At 37.1% G+C, this 16,307-nt stretch carries 18 protein-coding genes; 9 read left to right on the top strand and 9 right to left on the bottom strand.

Annotation, left to right across the window (positions count from 1 at the left end; translation table 11 throughout):
- The first annotated feature begins 54 nt into the window (after window positions 1-54).
- The 3 genes from AC6JA8_RS06295 to AC6JA8_RS06285 are packed head-to-tail and all read left to right on the top strand — an operon-like array spanning window position 55 to window position 3,519.
- Window positions 55-2,265: a fused MFS/spermidine synthase gene (locus AC6JA8_RS06295; RefSeq protein WP_497976285.1), complete on the top strand. Its 2,211-nt coding sequence runs from the start codon at window positions 55-57 to the stop codon at window positions 2,263-2,265.
- Entirely contained in the window at window positions 2,265-2,687 is a 423-nt protein-coding gene (locus AC6JA8_RS06290) for a hypothetical protein (protein ID WP_497976284.1), read from the top strand. The genes AC6JA8_RS06295 and AC6JA8_RS06290 overlap by 1 nt, the downstream gene beginning before the upstream one ends.
- Window positions 2,671-3,519, top strand: a complete 849-nt coding sequence (locus AC6JA8_RS06285; protein ID WP_497976283.1) for an HTTM domain-containing protein — start codon at window positions 2,671-2,673, stop codon at window positions 3,517-3,519. Before AC6JA8_RS06290 ends, AC6JA8_RS06285 begins: the two co-directional genes overlap by 17 nt.
- Here AC6JA8_RS06285 and AC6JA8_RS06280 read toward each other — a convergent pair.
- Entirely contained in the window at window positions 3,464-5,785 is a 2,322-nt protein-coding gene (locus AC6JA8_RS06280) for a spermidine synthase family protein (protein WP_497976282.1), read from the bottom strand. The genes AC6JA8_RS06285 and AC6JA8_RS06280 overlap by 56 nt on opposite strands.
- A 1,069-nt stretch (window positions 5,786-6,854) precedes the next feature.
- Window positions 6,855-7,940 carry a tail fiber domain-containing protein gene (locus AC6JA8_RS06275; protein ID WP_497976281.1) on the bottom strand — a complete coding sequence of 362 codons (1,086 nt, stop codon included), beginning with the start codon at window positions 7,938-7,940 and terminating at the stop codon, window positions 6,855-6,857.
- 318 nt (window positions 7,941-8,258) lie between these two features.
- On the opposite strand from AC6JA8_RS06275, the gene AC6JA8_RS06270 reads away from it, so the two are divergent.
- On the top strand, window positions 8,259-8,540 hold the full coding sequence (locus AC6JA8_RS06270; RefSeq protein WP_491634548.1) for an RNA recognition motif domain-containing protein: 282 nt from the start codon (window positions 8,259-8,261) through the stop codon (window positions 8,538-8,540).
- Window positions 8,540-9,253 carry a methyltransferase domain-containing protein gene (locus AC6JA8_RS06265; protein WP_497976280.1) on the top strand — a complete coding sequence of 238 codons (714 nt, stop codon included), beginning with the start codon at window positions 8,540-8,542 and terminating at the stop codon, window positions 9,251-9,253. The genes AC6JA8_RS06270 and AC6JA8_RS06265 overlap by 1 nt, the downstream gene beginning before the upstream one ends.
- A 27-nt stretch (window positions 9,254-9,280) precedes the next feature.
- On the opposite strand, the gene AC6JA8_RS06260 is transcribed toward AC6JA8_RS06265, so the two are convergent.
- Window positions 9,281-9,637, bottom strand: a complete 357-nt coding sequence (locus tag AC6JA8_RS06260) for a zinc ribbon domain-containing protein YjdM (RefSeq protein ID WP_497976279.1) — start codon at window positions 9,635-9,637, stop codon at window positions 9,281-9,283.
- A gap of 266 nt (window positions 9,638-9,903) precedes the next feature.
- Here AC6JA8_RS06260 and AC6JA8_RS06255 point away from each other — a divergent pair, with 266 nt between their 5' ends.
- Complete coding sequence (locus AC6JA8_RS06255) at window positions 9,904-10,662, top strand: substrate-binding periplasmic protein (RefSeq protein ID WP_497976278.1); 759 nt, start codon at window positions 9,904-9,906, stop codon at window positions 10,660-10,662.
- 29 nt (window positions 10,663-10,691) lie between these two features.
- Here AC6JA8_RS06255 and AC6JA8_RS06250 read toward each other — a convergent pair whose 3' ends face one another.
- Both AC6JA8_RS06250 and AC6JA8_RS06245 read right to left on the bottom strand, forming a co-directional pair.
- The gene (locus AC6JA8_RS06250; protein ID WP_497976277.1) at window positions 10,692-10,889 is read right to left on the bottom strand and encodes a DUF5522 domain-containing protein; all 198 of its coding nucleotides are present in this window, start codon (window positions 10,887-10,889) and stop codon (window positions 10,692-10,694) included.
- 37 nt (window positions 10,890-10,926) lie between these two features.
- Complete coding sequence (locus tag AC6JA8_RS06245) at window positions 10,927-11,316, bottom strand: VOC family protein (protein ID WP_497976276.1); 390 nt, start codon at window positions 11,314-11,316, stop codon at window positions 10,927-10,929.
- Window positions 11,317-11,713: 397 nt separating this feature from the next.
- On the opposite strand from AC6JA8_RS06245, the gene rbp reads away from it, so the two are divergent.
- Complete coding sequence (rbp, locus tag AC6JA8_RS06240; protein ID WP_497976275.1) at window positions 11,714-11,980, top strand: RNA-binding regulator; 267 nt, start codon at window positions 11,714-11,716, stop codon at window positions 11,978-11,980.
- A 640-nt stretch (window positions 11,981-12,620) separates the two neighbouring features.
- Here rbp and AC6JA8_RS06235 read toward each other — a convergent pair.
- Both AC6JA8_RS06235 and AC6JA8_RS06230 read right to left on the bottom strand, forming a co-directional pair.
- The gene (locus AC6JA8_RS06235) at window positions 12,621-13,028 is read right to left on the bottom strand and encodes a tudor domain-containing protein (RefSeq protein ID WP_497976274.1); all 408 of its coding nucleotides are present in this window, start codon (window positions 13,026-13,028) and stop codon (window positions 12,621-12,623) included.
- 133 nt (window positions 13,029-13,161) lie between these two features.
- Window positions 13,162-13,506 carry a hypothetical protein gene (locus tag AC6JA8_RS06230; protein ID WP_497976273.1) on the bottom strand — a complete coding sequence of 115 codons (345 nt, stop codon included), beginning with the start codon at window positions 13,504-13,506 and terminating at the stop codon, window positions 13,162-13,164.
- A gap of 602 nt (window positions 13,507-14,108) precedes the next feature.
- Between AC6JA8_RS06230 and AC6JA8_RS06225 the strand changes: the two genes are divergently transcribed.
- The gene (locus AC6JA8_RS06225; protein WP_497976272.1) at window positions 14,109-14,324 is read left to right on the top strand and encodes a hypothetical protein; all 216 of its coding nucleotides are present in this window, start codon (window positions 14,109-14,111) and stop codon (window positions 14,322-14,324) included.
- Window positions 14,325-14,332: 8 nt separating this feature from the next.
- On the opposite strand, the gene AC6JA8_RS06220 is transcribed toward AC6JA8_RS06225, so the two are convergent.
- Window positions 14,333-15,103 (bottom strand): DUF4423 domain-containing protein, encoded by a 771-nt coding sequence (locus tag AC6JA8_RS06220; protein WP_497976271.1) that lies wholly within the window; start codon window positions 15,101-15,103, stop codon window positions 14,333-14,335.
- Window positions 15,104-15,213: 110 nt separating this feature from the next.
- Between AC6JA8_RS06220 and AC6JA8_RS06215 the strand changes: the two genes are divergently transcribed.
- Complete coding sequence (locus AC6JA8_RS06215; RefSeq protein ID WP_497976270.1) at window positions 15,214-15,660, top strand: hypothetical protein; 447 nt, start codon at window positions 15,214-15,216, stop codon at window positions 15,658-15,660.
- 85 nt (window positions 15,661-15,745) lie between these two features.
- Here AC6JA8_RS06215 and AC6JA8_RS06210 read toward each other — a convergent pair whose 3' ends face one another.
- Window positions 15,746-16,144 carry a hypothetical protein gene (locus AC6JA8_RS06210; RefSeq protein ID WP_497976269.1) on the bottom strand — a complete coding sequence of 133 codons (399 nt, stop codon included), beginning with the start codon at window positions 16,142-16,144 and terminating at the stop codon, window positions 15,746-15,748.
- Window positions 16,145-16,307 lie beyond the last annotated feature (163 nt).

Genomic DNA, 16,307 nt, shown 5'->3' with positions numbered 1-16,307 from the left:
ACAGATAATTTGTAACACCCTCTCTGTTAAGATATTAATAAAGGAATTTATTATATGTTAAACAGAGTTAATGCTGCTTTTGGATTAGGTTTATCACTCGTATTTTCGGCCATCAGTTGCCTGATTATTCAAAGCTACTGGCTTTCTAAAATTCAACTACTCACTTCCAATGCAGCAATGTCGTTTGCTCTGTCAACAACATGTTTTTTAAGTGCGCTGGCCATAGGCTCATTTCTCAGCGAAAAAATCATCCTTCTCATACGAAAGATCAAACTCAATCACTTTTCAACTGTTGAAATCTTAATTGCCGCTACAACAGTCCTGACTTACATTCTTTTTCATATTTTTCAAAATGATCTTCTCATTTTTCGAGATGTCATAAGAAGCTATTCTGCCTCTATTTTTTTAGCGACAGCGATGGATTTTCTCATCGCCTTCATTATTATTTTTCCATCTGCTTTTTTTATGGGATGCTCTCTCCCAGTCTTTTTTAGCACTTTTAAAAATAAACAGGCGTTTTTCTATAACAACGCTTATGCCTTAAATTGTTTAGGTGCTGCCATTGGTGCCTTACTCCCTTATATTGTACTTCTCTACTTCTTTCCCAATATCAACCTTATCGCTGTTGCTGTCGTCTTTAATGCTTTCTCAGCCTTTATGGCCCACAGAGCGTTTTTGCAAGGTGATATCAATTCTCCATTTGAAGAAGAGTTCACTAACTTAAAAGAAGATCCCTCTTCGCATTTATCTCTCCCGCTTCTTGCCACGATTAGTTTCGCCACGGGTTTCTTCTATCTTGCCTATGAACAAATCTGGTTTCGTTTTGCCAATATTGTCTTTAGCAGCCGAATATTCTCCCAATCTCTCACTCTGGCGATTGTCTTCTTATCACTTGCCCTTTCTTCAATTTTGGCAAAAAGAATTAAACCCGACTTTATGACATTGCTAAAATCGACTTTAGTGATTTTTGCTCTTTTATGCTTCTTTTTTCTCTTTTCCGGTTTTATTTATTACTACCTTTCTTTTGATATTATCCGCGCTGATAACCTGGCCAATAATTATGCAAAGAAAGTTATGCCTCTCTCTTTTCTTTTTATCTTTTTCTTTGTCTTTATTCCGGCCATACTGGCCAGTCTTCCCTTCGCTCAATTATTAAACATTCTCTCAAGATCAAGTCTCAAAAAGACCGGCCATCTTTTTGGATGGAACACTTTGGGTTGTGTTTTAGGAGGACTTCTTTGCACATACCTTCTTATTCCGGCCATTGGTAGTGTACCGACCTTGCTTCTTATAAGCATCCTTTCCCTGGCAGGGATTAGTTTAATTGGTCTTCCACTCTTGCCACGCAAGTGGAGTCTATTGGGACTGGCCGGGGTTATTGCCCTGGCGATGCAGCTGACTTATCCGTTTCAGTTTTTGCGTGTTGGAAAAACGCTAAGCCAGAAAGAGGATGTGTATGGATTAAATTCTCTAGTCGAAATTGACCAGGCGAAAGTCATTCTTTATAACCTTGCTGCATTAGTCGGACCACTGACAAAAAATAAGCGAGACGAAACTCTTGCTGTTCAAAAAAAATTGGCAACCGTGCCTCTGGCCTACACACAATCACCCCATCCTCAAATTCTGGTTATCGGCTTAGGCTATGGAATCACCACTAACCAATTTTTATCTCTAGCTTCTCAATCACAAGTCACCAATATTGAATTGCTGGATTTTATCGCCAAGACACAAGATGCCTTTTCTGATGTCAATTACTCTTCTCATTACAACTTAAGATCCAAAATAATTGTAAATGACGGTCGCATTTTTCTCCACAACCATCACGATCTATGGGACATCATTTCTGTCAATACCGAACCATATTCGACGAATGCTTCCAGACTTTACTCGGACACTTTTTACAAGCTAGTCACTCAAAGACTTAAGCCTGATGGTATTTTCAGCCAGCACTTATTCGGCACTCCTGAACTCTGGAAATATACAATCGCAACGATTAAGCAGTCGTTTAAATATGTCCTGCTCTTTAAAGGTTATGCTGATGACGGACCAATATTGATAGCCAGTAACCGCCCTTTTGCTCCCAACAAAGGAGTACTCCATGAGGCGGGAATCAATCCAAAAGAAGAAGATGCTTTTAAGCGCGCTCAGATTGATCAATTTGCCCAAACACATGAGGAATTCATCATGACAGATGAAAACCGTCGAAGTGAGATTATGAGAAAAAATTTTCTTGATATTTTTAACCGATACCCAGGGGATTATTAGTGAAGCAAAAAACTGAAAAAATTCTGGTGCTCAGTATATTTGCGATTTATATCCTTGGGTACATTTTCATAGGAAAATACCCATTCTATCGCTACACGATGTTTTCTCAAAAGCTAGACCACCTCTACTTCTACACAGTGTTTGATGAAAATAGAAAAGTCTACTCCTTTAACGCTATTGCGAGAGAATATTTCATCTCAAAACACCCTGAGCTCTTTTTAAATCCTGACTTTGATATTTATTACATCTTCAATACAAAGATGGATAAGGAAGGCCTGGGGCCGATTGCCGATTTTATCTTTAAGAAATACAAAAACAATACTCTCTACATTTCACGTGCTAAAAGTACAACCTCTCCAAAAGGAAGCTTGAGCTTCACGCCGGAAGAACAATGGGAATTTAAAAATGATCAGCAAAATTAATCACTATATTCAAAAAAATCCGGAGAACATCACCATTGCAACTCTCTTTGCGGTGGCCCTCTCTGAAATTATCCGTATCCATAAAGACTTTACTGGTTATTGGGAGCTAAACTCTCTAAAGGCCTATGATTCGTTGTTATACTTTTTCCCCAGTATTATTTCCGACAATTCCTGGACAATGTACACCCTTGCTCTGCTTTTTGTGCTCTCAATTATTGGCTTTTATACGACTTATAAAAAAAGGTTTTTTTTCATTTTAAACTTTTTAAGCTTTTTCTTATTTATTTCTTTTTATCTTCGCCATATATCCTTTACTGATCATCGCGCAGGTATTCCTACATTTTTTTACTTTATTTGCATGGTTCCGATTCTTTTAGAACAAAAAAAATGGTCCGATTTTATCTGGAAGTCACTTTTTGTAGGTGTTGTTATCTTCTATTTCTTAACCGGTCTTCACAAACTGCTCGTCAGCGGTCCTGGATGGGCCAATGGGACATCACTGCAGTTATGGTTTTTTTATGATTCTGTTTCATTGAAAGAATTTGTCTGGCCAATCATGAGAGATGTGAAGCTGGCAAAAAAGGTACAGGCAGTCATCTTTTTACTGGAAATCGCAACACCTTTTGCTCTGACTAAAACATTTAGACCATTTTGGTTCGTGGGTATCATTCTCTTTCATATTTGCCTGGAGCTGACATTTGGGTATCAGTACTTTTTTGTAGGAGTTCTGACAACTCTAACAACTTACATAATCATCAAAAAGGATCTTAGCTTTTTTACGGTGCCCAGCAAGTCTTCTTCCACTCCTTCGGGTAAATCCCTGCGAACTTAGAAGCTACTTTTCCTTCCTTTCTAAATCTCTCTTTAATCATATTCGCAAGCCCAATCCTCTCAAGGATTGGGTTATCCAGAGTTGAGACCTCTCTTAACTTAAAATCAATATCTGCATACATTGAAAAACAAGGCATGGTTCTAATCATCGGGTTGATCTTGACCTGATCCCTAAGCTCACTATGTTTAAATAGTTCAAGGGGGGCATCACTCGCAAAAACTATCGGGTATGGATGACGAATAATCGTCATGTGCTTAAAATACTTTTTTAAGTGACTTAAAAAAGATAAAAGCTCCTCTGTCGTCTGAACTGTATCAAAATCATAATAGGTCTGGTAAATACCATCTTTTGTCATGCATCTCTTCACTTTTTTAATCATTTCATCTGAATAAAGTTTACTGGCATTAAAATTCGCAATATAGGTTCCAGTATTAAAGAAAAGATCGATAGATTGAGCTTTACATTGGTCTACCTCATAAAAAGCGTCATTAAGTACAAGTTTTACGTGTGGTAGTTCTGCCACTCCTCGGTTATAGGCCTTGAGTTTATTTAAATTCTTCATGGCCACGTCTGAAATATCCACGGCCATTAAATTCTCTGAAATCCTTGAAAGTCCAAAAATAGACTGCCCAGACCCAATCCCAACCGAGAAAGATTGTTTGTATTTCTTGCCCTCTTCTTTAAATAATCCCCCCATCATGCCCACAACAATTTCGGTGTCATGATCCATGACATGGGAAAAATGGCCATCAACCGTATAATGAGTAAAATTCTCCAGGGATTTCCCATCGCTTATATACCTGTCGTTGAAGGTTGAATGAAAAAGAAAAACGTTGGAAAAAAATGACGTGTACATCTGAATATCTTTTAAGACAAAATACTCACCTTCTAAAAAAGGATAGCTTACCTTAAAGATCTTCTTATTTCGTTCTTCATCATTTACGTTCCCCGAAATAAAGAGAACTGCGAGGATTAAGGCCAGTATTTTATACGGCCTCCTTCCAGGGACGAGCAGAAGACTCAAGAGAAAACACAAAGCAAAGAAAACAAGAAGTTTAAAACTCCAGAAATAGTGAATGACAAAAAAAAGAATCACTCCGCCAACGATTTGAGAGAAAACTGAGAACAAACTAACATTCAAATAAGCATTTTCTGGAGCATACTCAATACTTAAATCGTCTACTACCAACATGAAAATCCATGAAGTAAATATCAGCGGGATGAGTAAATATGAGACGAAGCCAAATCCAAGAATAGAATAGCTCCAAAGGGTTAATCCCCATTGATGAAGCAGTGTGACCGGGTAGCTTAGCGTGCTATAGATAACAGCAATGGAAGTGAACAATGATAGAAACAGAATAAAAAAACTTAGCCTTCTTTTTATTTTTGAATAGAAACAACCTGCAATAAAATAAATAAAAAAGACTGCACTAAGATGAATCGAGAGATTAATCCTCCATCCTTCAGTAAAGACAATGAAATTCTTTAGTGACCAGTTAACATAGACAACATTAATCACAGAACAGACAAAAATAAAAACTAGTGATTTTCTGGGCCTTATCCAGGTAAATTCAAAAGATTCGAGACCCAACTCTTTTTGTCTGAAAAAATAGTAAAGCCCGAAACCAAATAAGATTTGAATAGAACCTATCAAGTAAAAGAGTTGATGAAGTTTTAAATAATAGAAGAAGAGAACTTCTATTAATAATATCCCGAGACAAGCACCGACATGAGTAAAGACATAAAGTTTTTCCATGCTTTTTAGCCATTTGTAATAAGCAGGTAAAAAAGCTCCAGTGATGACTGCAGGAACAACTAAAATAACAGGCGCTAAAAACCGCCATTGGGAATTTATACTAAGAGAACTCAAGCCCCCTACCATTAAGGCCCATAAACCAGACACAAGCTCTAAAACAAATAATTTATTGTAAACATATCTTGAAAGAATCCCTCCTATCACCATTCCTATAATAAAAATAAAATAGAGGTAGAGATAAGCGGTATAAAGATCTCCTAAATAATTTGAAGACCACTTCTGGTAAATAACTTGCGAAGAAAGATTCACAAATCCTGATATCATTAAAAAGCTAACAGGCATTAACATTTTTGTTGAGGGAGAAGCTCTTAGTCCCATGATGGAATGTAACAACTTCTCGTTGCCCCATTGGCATAACCACAACCCGCTCCACCACCAGATGCTTGCTGTGAAATAGAAAATACCTCTAGGTAGCTGCAACTTGTGTTTTTCCAGCCAGAAGTATAGCATTTACACTCTCCCCACGACCCCACACAGTCTCTTTTTGGCACGCATGAGTTAGATTGAGTGTAACCGTGAGGATACGGACACTGGGCCCCCTGTCCTTGAGCGTATTGAGAAATGTAATAGACGTTATACTGCATACCTGCTGAGTTACAGCCACTCCATCCACCGAAATAGCCAGAACAATCCACATTTCTATTTATGTTACAGTTTACGCTGACCCCGTTATTGATCCCGTGACAAGTCCAGCTCCATGTTCCCGAAACACCAGAAGATGTACCTGCGGCACAAACTCCGGCCCCAGCTCCCGTGTATGAATAAGAACCATTGGCAGCTCCACAAACGCCATCTATTCTTTTGGCGCAAGTATTGTACGTCGCATTTCCATCTAAATATCCATTAGTGCAAACTCTGTTTTGAGCAACGCTATTGCAGTCATAAGCAGTATCTTGTGAGTAGTAGAGACCACTTTGACCGGAGGTAAAATACCTCGAGTTCGGACCCGTACAACCATTCTGGCAATAGATATAGTTTCCAGGAGTCACATCAAAAAGACCTGAACGCGGTTGAGCTCCACCGCAAATAGAATTTTTTCGAACGCTACTACAGCTCGCAGCCGGCGGAAGAGGCCGGTTTGTTGAGTAAGTCGTTAAAGGCCATCCTTCCGGGATTTCTTTAGCGCCATCATCAGCACTGGTATACATACAGTTAGGAGGAATCCCTATATGCCATTTTGTATAGCTGATACTTGCAACCGGTGCGCCGACTCCCATCATTTTTACCGGTGAAACGCTTGTAATAAAACTTGTCGCCGATCCCGCAGACGAAAGAGCGATATCGGCCGTACTATTGACCGGCAATTTGTTAATAACAAAATTTGGGGAGCATGAAGACGTTAAAGAAAAAGGTTTTGGAAGTTTTTCAATCACTAAAGGTTGAGTTACAACCTGAGCATAACGAAACTTACAAGGGGCCGGCGTGCACCAATTCAGAGGAATCGTAACATCACACTCATCCTGAGAAAAAGCAGAAAAAGAGAGTAACAAAAAAATAAAGAGAAGGTTTTTAATGGCCATTACCTGATCTGAATCCTTTTTATCTCAGCTTCAAGCTCCTTAATCTTCGCCTGCTGCTCCTGCATCCCTTTTATTAAAACAGGGATAAACTCTGTGTATTTAACTGAAAGAAACCCATCATCCCCGGTCACTACCAATTCTGGGTAAATTTTTTGAACATCTTGGGCCACGACACCAAAATGTGTTTCATCCGCTTTTTTATATTTAAAAGAGTAAATATTGATGTCCTTAACTTTAGTAAGAACATCTTTCATTTCCTTTATATCTGTTTTTAAACGACGGTCTGACGGCGTCACAAAAGTTGAGGCCGACATTTGATTAAATCCTGAAGAGTTTCCTCCTGAAGACGTTAATGAAGTGGCAACAACAACATTAGTTCCATTAACTGTAGGAGAAGTAACCGTTTGTGCTGTCACCTCGCCTGTAAAATTCGCCGTCGTCCCTCCCAAATGCCCAAGCATTGAGTCTCCGGCCTTTAATAAGTACTGCGGGAAAGCACAGGTCTTAGTGTTTGGGTTCCAGTTACCGCCACCAGAAAGACAAGAGTACTTGACCGCTTCAGCAATTAAACTTTCTGTATTTGAAAAACAGTCAGTGATGATATCGCTGGTTCCAGAAGGAGAAGAAATCCTTAGAGGAATACTCACCTCTCTTCCCTGTTCTTGCTTGGCAAGTTTCTTAATTTTTCTCATCTTAACGACAAGATCGATAATTTTTGTTCCGTCTGAGCTTACTTCGTTTTTATCCACCGTCCTGATCCCTTCGATCAAAACAGTATTGTTTCCATAAGTTTTTCCCGATTCAAACAGCACTCCGCCAACGTTATTTTTGATAACGGTAATAGCGTCACCGATTTTCCTGCCACCAATGGAATATGTACATGCTTCTTTAGAAGCAAGAGTTGTAGTGATGACTCTTCTAATTTCAAGTTCTTCAATTTTAGATTCAGATACGACAGATGCTGACTGTAAATTGTAAATAACCTTTGTCGTCGCAAGTGCAACAACGCCGACAATACCAGCAGCAATAAGGACTTCAACTAATGAGAAGCCTGCTTCATCATTGTTTACAAAATTCTTTTTCACAAACACTTCCATGAGTTTTTCTTAATATAAAAAAATAGTAAGCCCTATCCATACAGAACACCACCCAGATTCCATCAAGAATGCTCATGTTTTGTGACAACGGCCATATTTGGAACAATTTTAAAATGAATTCAAAGCACTGAATCTATACACAAAATCAAAGATATAATTAAAAAGCCTGTCTTATTATCCAAAAGAGGGCTATGGTTTGTTTGTTAAATATCGTTCGTTATTATTAGACCCCGCCTTGTTCTTCTAAAATCCAACTTTAATTAATTCAAAACGCCGTACTATTGCGGCCATTAAATTGGAGTCTTTATGACAAAAAAATTATTTGTGGGTAACCTCAATTTCTCAACGACATCAGATAACCTGATTAACGCATTTTCTGATTTTGGCAATGTCCAGGAAGTGAAAGTTATTATCGACAATATGACTAACAGAAGCAGAGGTTTCGCTTTCATTAATATGGAAACTGAATCTGAAGCTCAAAGAGCAATCTCTCATCTCAATGGAAGTGAGCTCGATGGAAGAAGTATTGTTGTTTCTGTTGCAAAAGAATTAGCTCCTAGAACAACATCATTTTCTAAAAAGTGGTAGTGACCAAAGCGACGAGCGTTAAGGCGACGCTCACTCGCGACAATTTTCTTTTACCATCCAATATGGATGCAAGAAAACATTCTCAGGAGCTCGACAGGCTCCTGGGTTTCAATACACTCAAAATTGAAAGTAAACTCAAAAAGCATTTTCAACATTATGCTCTAGAGAGTTCTGATGAGTCGAAACGTCCTTATAAAATCAATCGTGAAAGCTGGATTGGTTTAGACCCCCATCACCTACTGACTCCTTATGGTGAAGTCGCTTCTCTTTTTGAAAAGATTGAACACAAAAAGATTAAAACAGTGACTGATCTTGGCTGCGCATACGGAAGAGTAGGAATTGTGTCTGCCTTCTATTTTCCAGACGTCTCATTTATTGGGTACGAACTTGTCTCCAAAAGAATCAAAGAGGCCCAAAGAGTTTATGAAGCACTGGAACTTAAAAATTACAGATTAATCGAAGATGATATCCTCTTGGAAGATTTTAATCTCCCAGAGTCATGTATCTATTTTATTTATGATTTTGGAAGAGTGAGTGATCTAAAAAAAATTCTTAACAAGCTTATTGAAAGAATGCAGACAAACGAACTGATTATCATAGCTCGTGGTGATGAAATCCAGAGTTTGATGACTAAATTTTATAAAGAATTTAAAAAAGAAAACACTGTAAGGGAAAAATCATTTCTCATTTATACCCATCAGCTCGCGGAATAAAAAAAGAGGCGATGTCTCGCCCCTTCTTTATGAATCTTTTCTAACAACAGAACATTTTAAATAAATCGATCCGTGCCCATCAACTTTGCATGAAATATCATGCCCATCAATTGGATCATCTAACAATCGGATGCTTTTTACTTTCGTTCCAGACTTTAGCGTATCGCCACCCACTTTTAAATCTTTAACAGTTCTAACTGTGTCGCCATTTTGTAACTGGACACCGTTAGCATCTAAAAATTTAGGGCCTGCTACAACCTCTTGAGTTTTTTCTTCGGCCGCAAGAGTCCACTCGTGTGCACATTCTGGGCAGATCCACAGGTTCCCATCTGGGTATCCGTATGGCGAGTTGCATTTTGGGCAAGTTTGAGCGTCATCTGACATTTGAGTTCCTTTAGTACATGAATGAATAATGTGAACCTATTTTAGAACTTTTAGAACTCTTCTTTAAGTATGCATGCGTTAATTAATCTCAACTATCTACTACATTTTTACCTGAGAAATATCAGCAAAATGCTCTACAGACACAATCTCAACATCGGGCAGAGCTTCCTTCTCGGATATACTAAGTAATTCACAACGTATTGCAACTCTAGCTTTCTATGTATAAAATTTTATTATTTAATAGCTTTGCGCAAGAGGTTTTTCTCATGAGTTTTGTATGGCAATTTTGCTTAGTTGTATTGCTCACGATTACCTCGCACTCCAATGCAGTGGCTTCCCTTCCGCTCACTATCATCACAGAAGACTGGCCTCCCTATAACTATATTGAAAATAATGTCCTGAAAGGATTTTCAACAGAGCTCGTTGAATTAGTAATGAAGGACTTAAATATAAAAGACAAAATCACTGTCTTACCAGGTCCTCGTGCGATGAAAGTTCTCAATAAATCCAAGCGCACACTTTTTTTCTCAATGATTATGACTCCAGAGAGAAAACCACGATACAAATGGATTGGACCTTTCGGAGAACAGGCCATTTATTTCTATAAAAAGAAAGGAAGCACATTAAAAATTAACTCCCTTGAAGATGCAAAAAAAGCTAAATCTGTCTGCGCTCGTGAATCTGGGTTGGTCTCAGCTTTACTGAAGACCAACGGATTTACCAATATTGATGCTGGCGTAAGCCCTGAGAGCATTTACTTAAGGGTCATTCTTGACCGCTGTGAGCTTGGTATTGGCGAAACACCTCAGGGTGTCCACTTCTGGTTAAAAAAAATGAATCAGCCTCTGGATTCATTACTGCGAACAAACGTAAAGTTGATCAGCTCGCCTCTTTATATTGTCACCTCTAAAGATGTCCCGGATGAGGAAATTGCCCAGTGGCAGAAGGCCCTCAACAAAGTGATGGCCTCAAAGAAATATTTATCTTTAAAGCAGAAATACAGCAACTCATATAAAGCGCCTTGATTTTATAAAGATAAACAACACTTCCAAAACTATCTTTTTTTAAATCCAAACGGACAATGGCGGCACCCACCTTTGCAACATTTTCTTAAATGTTGAAGGTAGTATGAAGTCGATATAGGCTGACCATTTTTGGGGTCGATATAACTATCTTCTCTAGCGAGAGAAGCTTCTTTGTTCAATTGAGCGCATAGCTCTTTATATGTTTTTGGGTCTAATTTATTTTTCATTACTTGATAGTTAATACATATTTCTTCAAATAAAATTTTAAGAATCGTAAACTGAAACCTCAATCAAATTAAAATCTAAATCTCTAAAATAGACTGATGTAATTGGTCCAAGGGCCCCTGTTCGTGAGATCGGTCCTTCTTCAATCTTAACACCACAAGTATTAAGATGATCTACAATCTCTTGAATTGAACTTCTAGAGATTAAGCAAATGTCTACAGAACCAGGCGTTGGGGATTTTGCTTTTGGCTCAAATTCATTTCCTTTTTGATGGAGATTAAATTTAGATTTGCCAAAAGATAGTGCACGTCGACCAGCTCCAAAGCTTTCAGCCTTCATGCCTAAGACATTTTCATAAAATTTTATCGTTGCTTCAATATCACTTACTGTGAGTACAATATGATCAATGCGATCTATTACTATTGTCATAAATACATTCCTACCTTAATAATTATGAAAAACTATTATAGTTCCCATCTTTTTTTAAATGCCATTGCAACTTTCTACTTATAGAAGAACTCGTAATGTACTTGGTAGTCAAATACTTTTCATGGTTCCCTCAACAGATAAGTACGCTGGAACCTATTTGGTTCCTGATCAGTCAACTCCCCGTAATTCCTGCCTACTTTTTATAAACTTGCTTTTAGTCTCAACTAAGCGTAGAGTGAATACATCTGATCTAGTCTTGTCATTCGTTTGAAATTATTAAAACAGATTTTCCTAAAGAATTTGTTTTTTAATTAGAACTCACCTCTGATCATAAACTCAAAATCAAAATTAACATTTTTCATCACTCATTGTAGTGAGGAAGCTTATTGGAGTCTTTATGTCACAAAAAATTTATGTTGGTAACCTAGGTTACTCTATTGATGATGCTGCACTTTCTGAAAAATTTGCAGAATTTGGAACTGTTCAATCATCAAAAGTTATTATCGATCGCGATACAAATCGTTCAAAGGGTTTTGCCTTTGTTGAAATGTCATCTTCAATCGAAGCAGACCGTGCGATCAACGCACTAAACGGAACAGAGTTCGGTGGACGCGCAATGAACGTTTCAGAAGCCAAGCCAATGGTTCCAAAAAGCCGTTACTAATTAGCTTAAGTTAAAAGTTGCAACTGGTGAGGTTGCAATTGTTTTCTTCAATTCTAAATATCCACCAGGAGATCGTTATGGCCAAAGGACAGGACAAAGGTAAGGAAAAATCCAAAGACAAGGATAAAGTAAAGCTTACAACAAAAGAAAAACAGGATAGAAAAAAAGAAAAAGCAAAAAAATCTTACGACTAAATCGTTTTTATAAAAAAGCTCCGGATACAGGGGCTTTTTTTATCAAAGCCCCTTCTCTCTTTTATACACTTCACTCTATTAAATTTTAAGAAACACTCTATCAATGACTTGATTACTTTTCCTAAAACGATGATATTTTCACAGTATAATCGGGTGGGTAGTGAAAAAAGGACATAACTTTTCTAAAGAAATTTAGATGAAATTCTCATTTAGAGCAAAAACTCTGGAAGCCTCAAGGTCTAGCAGCCATGATATATTATGACAGCTGGCTAGCCTTAAACGAATTATAATCTCTAAATTTTAGTCAAATCCGAAATAGCAAAAACTTCTTCAGTCCCATCTGCATATTGAATTCTAACATTCTCATCTTCAAAAATTTGTAAGACAGTTGCTTCAAAGCTATGGCCATGTGTAAGAATTTTAACTCTATCTCCTACTGAAATCCCCTATAGAGAAGGTAGTAAGTGGCTTAGCAAAAAAATTGGCGCTACTCGTATGCTCCCATTTGCCAGTCTCAGCTTTGCTGTCTCATCGCTTAAAAGATACAAAATGACAGCATCATTGTGGAATCCATTTTCAATTAACTCCACTTTATCATTTGACTGAAAACCTTTTAAAGAAGAAAGAATTTTCCTCATTTGAGAGACTTGATACACAGAATATGATCCATCACTGAATCCAACCTTCACTGTGCTCTCACTCGGTATTTCTAAAATAGTCACTTCATAATAGCTGCTCTTAAGCACCAATTCGGCCTTTTCCCCTACGCTGAATTGCTTTTCAATCCCTGGAGTGCAATTTGCAAAAGCGCCAAAACTCCAAATAAAAGCTGCTAAAAAAATCATCTTTCTCATTTTTAAATCCTCCCTAATCTATGACCAATCAAACATACCTTTTAAAATATGATCATATTCACAAACAAATGATAAGGAAGCCAATCTTTAAAAAATGAAGGAAACGTGGTCTAGCGTGGTTTCTTAATGAAAATTAATCTAACTCTGAAAAATAACATGTCGCAGACGTCGTCACCACAAATGCGATTCCATTTTCTTTTACATAATAGGAATGAAATAACTGAGTTTCATGTTGAGAGTCTTTTGCTTTAGTTGAAATCAATTCTCGTCCCTTGTTTTGGAACTCAGTAATCATATTTTTATTAGTAAAATAAATATTCAACTTACCATTAACAATCTCTTTTGATACGACCGCTAGTGGGCCAGCATCCATTATATTATCCACTTTAAATGTATCACGAACTTCGGCAACAATCTTTGGCTCGTAGTCCGTGTTGTCATATCTTTTAATCGATGAATATTTACAACTTATTGACACAATTCCACTACTGGCAATATTTCGTTCAGACTGTTTTACAGACGAACAGCCTGTCATGAATAAAAAGCAAGATAAAATTGCAAAAAAATGGAGCCTCTTCATTATAAACCTCATCGTAAAAGTCTAAATGTCAAATCGGTTTGCCAATAAGGCATATTGAGGCATTGATTGGAAATGGTGTGGTTAACTGTGGTTGCAAGTGGTGGAGATATAAAAAATCCATTTATAATTAAATAAGTCCGAAAAGGAATATGAGGCAGAGCTCTATGTACTACGTTAAATTTCACATCATACATTTGTTCATTATGCTATTTTCCGCCCATGCCAAAGTTCAAGAGGGCCCTAGCAATAGATTTTTCTGTACAGACAATAACCTAAACAACCCCACACATTTTATTTTTTCCAACTCGAAGTATGCATCAAAAGACTTCAAAGAGTTTTACCAAAAAGTTGAAGAAAAAATTAAAGATCAAGCAAAAAGCAATTGCAGAAGCAAAACAAACACGGCTGACATACTCATAAATATAAAAAAAACCTGCGATAACTCATGTGAAACCCTCTCTGTTGATTTTTTAAAAAATAAAATCTTTAATTCAGGTTCAATGGCCAGGGCACTGCCTGAGTGCCTTCTTTTATGCGACGTCATGGCCAATTACTATCGTGGCTACATTGAAGGCTTAAGAGAAGCAAACAACGGTAAAAAAATGAATGATTGCTCAGGAGTTGTAGATACTTCTTCCAGAAATATCATGAAAAAAAATGACTTTGAAACGATTCAGGAAAACTTAAAAACCAAATCTTCAACGATACAAAAATAAAAAGAGCTTTACTCTTCTGCCTTCTCCAGACTTAAATCCACAGGGTGAAGGCCTACAACATAAGAAAATATAGTATTTTTATCCTCTGCCCCTTCCAAAAAAGAAAGAATATCTTCTCTGTAATTTGCTAATTTTCTCTTGGCCTCAGGCAGAAGTTTAGAGTCGGTTGCAACCAAAGACCAATTCAAAACTCTTTGAGATGGGTCAGAGTCAAGACTTTGAACTAACTGCCCAGTGATTTTCCGCGCCATTGCGCGGGCCAGGTCTTCTTCATCATTGCTTTTTGGCAACAACTGAAGCTTAACGATTTGCCCCGTGTGCCTCCAGTGCCCTTCTTCTGAAATAACGATATTTAGGCCTGCCAGGAAATTAAGTGTATTTTCTAATATCTGCACAGGAAGGTTCAAATATTTAGAAATTGCCAATGTGGTCTTTTCAAAATGCGACAAGTGCAAGATCTCAAGTAACAACAGGCACTGCTCACCACCAAGTATTGATAAATTCTCATCACTTATATAAAAAATACTCTTCTCTGAATAAAGCAGAGTATTTTCACGCTCAAATTGCTCTAAAGTCTCTTGAGACAACTGCAGTTGTTTTTTTATATTTAAATAAAATTTTTCAGATATTTGAGAACTACCATTTAAGTATTTACATAAATTAGAGGCGTCATACCCTAAATCTTTTGCAAACGAGCGAAGTGAATAAGATGGATTTCTCAAGCAGCGATTCTTAAGCTCTTCATTTAAAAATTTTCTAAAATACTTACCGTTGCTCATATTAATATCTGGCCTTGCAGTGTGGTAAAGTGTGGTGCTTCGAGCCCCCCTACTCTTGCTCGAATAAGAAAGCTTGCTATTATCCTAGCACAATTTGTTTAGGAGTCCTTATGCTAAAATTAATCTTTTTCTTACTATCAATGGCAATTACACAAAACGCATTTTCTTATGAATTTCAACTTGATTGTAAACCTGTAAGTAACACGAACAAAGATATCAACATTATCTTTGATCAAATCAAAGAGAAAGATAACTTCTTGGGATTCTCTAATGGAGATATCTACAAATTAACATTCCAGAAAAATGTTATGAACATCTATACGGGCCAGCTTGAAGAACTAGATAAAACGATTATTTATTCCAACCTAGAGGTCCTTGAGTGTAAAGCGCAGTCTAAGACTTTTTTAGCCGTCTATAAAGACAGGATTTCAAAAGTTGGCAAGTATAAATATGCAGCTTGGATCATTTTCGAAAAAGACAGTGAGAGTGATGAGATAAATGTTACTGCCGACCTAAGATGGGGTACATTTCGTCCGGTAAAATTAAAATCAGAATAGCACCTATATTAAATAAAAGTGGAGTCATATCAAAATAATGACATGACTCCACTTTATTAACCTTGAGTTTCAAGCATTCTCTCACTTACCTCGTACAGTATTTAAGCTTGCTCAAAGCATTTTTTTCAAAATCTCTGGCCACAAGATTAGACACTTCGGAAAAGCTGCCATTAGGATTATAAGTTTGTGTTTGAATTACACTATTCGTAAGAATGTTCCTAATTTGAACTTCCATAAAGTGCTCTTCGTTTTGCTTTAGATAAATCATGTAGTCTGGCTGAGAATCTAGTACGTCGGCTAAATTGGCCACTGTAAAAAAGTCAATTTCGTACTCGTCATGGTTTTTCATTGTTTTTTTAAGGGTTTCATTCAAGATCTTAAGTCCTTCTGGCCTGGCACCAGGTCCGCCAATGGCAATAGAGCACGCAGCAAAAGAATTAAAAGAAATAAGTGTCGTAGCAATTAGAGTTAAAAATAATTTCATAAATATCTCCTTCTTTTTTTAAAAATCAATATATCTATTTTTATTTTAAAAATTAAAAGCAGAGTAATTTTTATCCAAAATTTTATAATAAATTATTTTATTAATCGAAAAAGACCACAAGCGACCACGCTTTACAACACTCTATAACACAAAACTCTGGACA

This window comes from Bacteriovorax sp. HI3, from assembly GCF_059738875.1.
This window is presented reverse-complemented; position numbering and strand designations above follow the sequence as displayed.

What these genes read in the sequence shown, in the direction of transcription:
- AC6JA8_RS06295 (WP_497976285.1), top strand. Translation starts at nt 55, where the DNA reads ATGTTAAACAGAGTTAATGCTGCTTTTGGATTAGGTTTATCACTCGTA.
- AC6JA8_RS06285 (WP_497976283.1), top strand. Translation starts at nt 2,671, where the DNA reads ATGATCAGCAAAATTAATCACTATATTCAAAAAAATCCGGAGAACATC.
- AC6JA8_RS06280 (WP_497976282.1), bottom strand. Translation starts at nt 5,785, where the DNA reads ATGCTATACTTCTGGCTGGAAAAACACAAGTTGCAGCTACCTAGAGGT.
- AC6JA8_RS06270 (WP_491634548.1), top strand. Translation starts at nt 8,259, where the DNA reads ATGACAAAAAAATTATTTGTGGGTAACCTCAATTTCTCAACGACATCA.
- AC6JA8_RS06260 (WP_497976279.1), bottom strand. Translation starts at nt 9,637, where the DNA reads ATGTCAGATGACGCTCAAACTTGCCCAAAATGCAACTCGCCATACGGA.
- AC6JA8_RS06255 (WP_497976278.1), top strand. Translation starts at nt 9,904, where the DNA reads ATGAGTTTTGTATGGCAATTTTGCTTAGTTGTATTGCTCACGATTACC.
- AC6JA8_RS06250 (WP_497976277.1), bottom strand. Translation starts at nt 10,889, where the DNA reads ATGAAAAATAAATTAGACCCAAAAACATATAAAGAGCTATGCGCTCAA.
- AC6JA8_RS06245 (WP_497976276.1), bottom strand. Translation starts at nt 11,316, where the DNA reads ATGACAATAGTAATAGATCGCATTGATCATATTGTACTCACAGTAAGT.
- rbp (WP_497976275.1), top strand. Translation starts at nt 11,714, where the DNA reads ATGTCACAAAAAATTTATGTTGGTAACCTAGGTTACTCTATTGATGAT.
- AC6JA8_RS06235 (WP_497976274.1), bottom strand. Translation starts at nt 13,028, where the DNA reads ATGAGAAAGATGATTTTTTTAGCAGCTTTTATTTGGAGTTTTGGCGCT.
- AC6JA8_RS06225 (WP_497976272.1), top strand. Translation starts at nt 14,109, where the DNA reads ATGGCCAGGGCACTGCCTGAGTGCCTTCTTTTATGCGACGTCATGGCC.
- AC6JA8_RS06220 (WP_497976271.1), bottom strand. Translation starts at nt 15,103, where the DNA reads ATGAGCAACGGTAAGTATTTTAGAAAATTTTTAAATGAAGAGCTTAAG.
- AC6JA8_RS06215 (WP_497976270.1), top strand. Translation starts at nt 15,214, where the DNA reads ATGCTAAAATTAATCTTTTTCTTACTATCAATGGCAATTACACAAAAC.
- AC6JA8_RS06210 (WP_497976269.1), bottom strand. Translation starts at nt 16,144, where the DNA reads ATGAAATTATTTTTAACTCTAATTGCTACGACACTTATTTCTTTTAAT.